1 rRNA gene is annotated in these 3,138 nt (G+C 51.0%); it reads left to right on the plus strand.

Annotated elements, in window-relative coordinates:
• Positions 1-168: 168 nt before the first annotated feature.
• Positions 169-3,060 (plus strand): 23S ribosomal RNA (locus UB23_RS16830).
• The last annotated feature ends 78 nt before the right edge of the window (positions 3,061-3,138 follow it).

Here is a 3,138-nt window from a genome sequence, read left to right on the forward strand (position 1 = left end):
GTTCGTTCTTTAAAAATTTGGGTATGTGATAGAAAGATAGACTGAACGTTACTTTCACTGGTAACGGATCAGGCTAAGGTAAAATTTGTGAGTTGCTCTTAATTGAGTATTATCGAATTTTCGGCGAATGTCGTCTTCACAGTATAACCAGATTGCTTGGGGTTATATGGTCAAGTGAAGAAGCGCATACGGTGGATGCCTTGGCAGTCAGAGGCGATGAAAGACGTGGTAGCCTGCGAAAAGCTTCGGGGAGTCGGCAAACAGACTTTGATCCGGAGATGTCTGAATGGGGGAACCCACCTAACATAAGTTAGGTATCTTAAGCTGAATACATAGGCTTAAGAAGCGAACCAGGGGAACTGAAACATCTAAGTACCCTGAGGAAAAGAAATCAACCGAGATTCCCTTAGTAGTGGCGAGCGAACGGGGACTAGCCCTTAAGTGGCTTTGAGATTAGCGGAACGCTCTGGAAAGTGCGGCCATAGTGGGTGATAGCCCTGTACGCGAAAATCTCTTAGTCATGAAATCGAGTAGGACGGAGCACGAGAAACTTTGTCTGAATATGGGGGGACCATCCTCCAAGGCTAAATACTACTGACTGACCGATAGTGAACTAGTACCGTGAGGGAAAGGCGAAAAGAACCCCGGAGAGGGGAGTGAAATAGATCCTGAAACCGTATGCGTACAAGCAGTGGGAGCCCACTTTGTTGGGTGACTGCGTACCTTTTGTATAATGGGTCAGCGACTTATTTTCAGTGGCGAGCTTAACCGAATAGGGGAGGCGTAGCGAAAGCGAGTCTTAATAGGGCGTCTAGTCGCTGGGAATAGACCCGAAACCGGGCGATCTATCCATGGGCAGGTTGAAGGTTGGGTAACACTAACTGGAGGACCGAACCGACTACCGTTGAAAAGTTAGCGGATGACCTGTGGATCGGAGTGAAAGGCTAATCAAGCTCGGAGATAGCTGGTTCTCCTCGAAAGCTATTTAGGTAGCGCCTCATGTATCACTGTAGGGGGTAGAGCACTGTTTCGGCTAGGGGGTCATCCCGACTTACCAAACCGATGCAAACTCCGAATACCTACAAGTGCCGAGCATGGGAGACACACGGCGGGTGCTAACGTCCGTCGTGAAAAGGGAAACAACCCAGACCGTCAGCTAAGGTCCCAAAGTTATGGTTAAGTGGGAAACGATGTGGGAAGGCTTAGACAGCTAGGAGGTTGGCTTAGAAGCAGCCACCCTTTAAAGAAAGCGTAATAGCTCACTAGTCGAGTCGGCCTGCGCGGAAGATGTAACGGGGCTCAAACCATACACCGAAGCTACGGGTATCACTTAGGTGATGCGGTAGAGGAGCGTTCTGTAAGCCTGTGAAGGTGAGTTGAGAAGCTTGCTGGAGGTATCAGAAGTGCGAATGCTGACATGAGTAACGACAATGGGTGTGAAAAACACCCACGCCGAAAGACCAAGGTTTCCTGCGCAACGTTAATCGACGCAGGGTTAGTCGGTCCCTAAGGCGAGGCTGAAAAGCGTAGTCGATGGAAAACAGGTTAATATTCCTGTACTTCTGGTTATTGCGATGGAGGGACGGAGAAGGCTAGGCCAGCTTGGCGTTGGTTGTCCAAGTTTAAGGTGGTAGGCTGGAATCTTAGGTAAATCCGGGATTCTAAGGCCGAGAGCTGATGACGAGTGTTCTTTTAGAACACGAAGTGGTTGATGCCATGCTTCCAAGAAAAGCTTCTAAGCTTCAGGTAACCAGGAACCGTACCCCAAACCGACACAGGTGGTTGGGTAGAGAATACCAAGGCGCTTGAGAGAACTCGGGTGAAGGAACTAGGCAAAATGGCACCGTAACTTCGGGAGAAGGTGCGCCGGTGAGGGTGAAGGACTTGCTCCGTAAGCTCATGCCGGTCGAAGATACCAGGCCGCTGCGACTGTTTATTAAAAACACAGCACTCTGCAAACACGAAAGTGGACGTATAGGGTGTGACGCCTGCCCGGTGCCGGAAGGTTAATTGATGGGGTTAGCTAACGCGAAGCTCTTGATCGAAGCCCCGGTAAACGGCGGCCGTAACTATAACGGTCCTAAGGTAGCGAAATTCCTTGTCGGGTAAGTTCCGACCTGCACGAATGGCGTAACGATGGCGGCGCTGTCTCCACCCGAGACTCAGTGAAATTGAAATCGCTGTGAAGATGCAGTGTATCCGCGGCTAGACGGAAAGACCCCGTGAACCTTTACTATAGCTTTGCACTGGACTTTGAATTTGCTTGTGTAGGATAGGTGGGAGGCTTTGAAGCGTGGACGCCAGTTCGCGTGGAGCCAACCTTGAAATACCACCCTGGCAACTTTGAGGTTCTAACTCAGGTCCGTTATCCGGATCGAGGACAGTGTATGGTGGGTAGTTTGACTGGGGCGGTCTCCTCCTAAAGAGTAACGGAGGAGTACGAAGGTGCGCTCAGACCGGTCGGAAATCGGTCGTAGAGTATAAAGGCAAAAGCGCGCTTGACTGCGAGACAGACACGTCGAGCAGGTACGAAAGTAGGTCTTAGTGATCCGGTGGTTCTGTATGGAAGGGCCATCGCTCAACGGATAAAAGGTACTCCGGGGATAACAGGCTGATACCGCCCAAGAGTTCATATCGACGGCGGTGTTTGGCACCTCGATGTCGGCTCATCACATCCTGGGGCTGAAGCCGGTCCCAAGGGTATGGCTGTTCGCCATTTAAAGTGGTACGCGAGCTGGGTTTAGAACGTCGTGAGACAGTTCGGTCCCTATCTGCCGTGGACGTTTGAGATTTGAGAGGGGCTGCTCCTAGTACGAGAGGACCGGAGTGGACGAACCTCTGGTGTTCCGGTTGTCACGCCAGTGGCATTGCCGGGTAGCTATGTTCGGAATAGATAACCGCTGAAAGCATCTAAGCGGGAAACTAGCCTCAAGATGAGATCTCACTGGGACCTTGAGTCCCCTGAAGGGCCGTCGAAGACTACGACGTTGATAGGTTGGGTGTGTAAGCGCTGTGAGGCGTTGAGCTAACCAATACTAATTGCCCGTGAGGCTTGACCATATAACACCCAAGCAATTTGCTTGCTCTAACGAGCACCAGATTGCGGTGTGTGAAGACGAAATGAACCGAAAGTTCGAC

The sequence above is a fragment of the Pseudomonas sp. ES3-33 genome (genome assembly GCF_000952175.1).
Taxonomy (GTDB): domain Bacteria; phylum Pseudomonadota; class Gammaproteobacteria; order Pseudomonadales; family Pseudomonadaceae; genus Aquipseudomonas; species Aquipseudomonas gregormendelii.